The following is a 1,109-nucleotide window of genomic DNA, read 5'->3' on the forward strand; positions in this document are numbered from 1 at the left end:
CAAATAATCAGTCATCCATCCTTAGTTCAGTGATTTTCGCCGTATTATCGTCGTGTATGGTAAACACATGGCCATCGGGACTGAAAGCGGCTGATTTGATCACACAATGATGGTAAATGGTGGCTTTTTTTTGCCACGATCCATCACGTAGCTGGCCATAAACTTTTGCCTTATTATCGTCTCCTCTGGCTGTGACCATATGGCGGCCATCGACGCTAAAGGCTGCTAATGCGACACCAAAAACATGGGAGATGGTCGCTTTTTTTCCCCAGGAACCATTGTCCTTCTGGCCATAGATGTTCAAATTTTTATCTCCACTGTGGATGATCACATTGCGGCTATCGGCGCTAAAGGTGACTGATTTAATGCCCGCAAAATAATAGGAAATGGTCGTTTTTTTTTCCCATGATCCATCGTCCTTCTGGCCATAGATTCTCGACTTTTCATCGCGACCGTGAGTGATCACAAAGCGGCTATCGGGGCTGAAGGTGGCTGAGAAGACCAGATTATTATTATGGGAAATAGTGGTTTTTACTTCCCATGATCCGTCGTCCTTCCTGCCATAGATTATCGCCCTGCCATCCACACTGGCGGTCACCAAATGGCGGTTATCGGCGCTGAATGTCGCTGAGAAGAGCAGATCCTCATGGGTAATGATCGCTTTTTCTTCCCATAATCCATCGGTCTCCAGGCTATAGATTTTCGCCTGATCGAAGCTGGCGGTCACCACATGGTGGTTATCGGTGCTGAAGGTGGCTGAGTAGATAGGTTTATTATGGGAAATCATGGCTTGTTCTTCCCATGACCCATCGTCCTCTATGCTATAAATTCTCGCCTTGCCATCCATACAGGCAGTCAATAAATAGCGATCATCGGCGCTGAGGGTGGCTGATTTGACAGGTCTATCATGGGAAATAATGACTTTTTCTACCCATGACTCATCGTCTTGCTTGCCATAGATCTTCGCCTTGCCATCTCTACTGGCGGTCACCACATAGCGCTCATCGGCGCTGAAGGTAGCTGAGGAGACTGTCTCATCATGGGTAATAGTGGCTTTTTCTTCCCATGATCCATCGGTCTTCAGAGCATAAATTTTTGCGGTTTTATCG

General features: G+C 46.9%; 1 protein-coding gene. It reads right to left on the reverse strand.

The genetic code is table 11. The features are described from left to right. Positions 1 to 7: 7 nt before the first annotated feature. Positions 8 to 1,109, reverse strand: a 1,102-nt coding sequence (locus tag KDK17_RS02555) for a WD40 repeat domain-containing protein (protein ID WP_257287264.1), incomplete at its 5' end; no start/stop codon positions are given.

The organism is Endozoicomonas sp. SESOKO2 (genome assembly GCF_024606245.1).
GTDB lineage: Bacteria > Pseudomonadota > Gammaproteobacteria > Pseudomonadales > Endozoicomonadaceae > Endozoicomonas_A.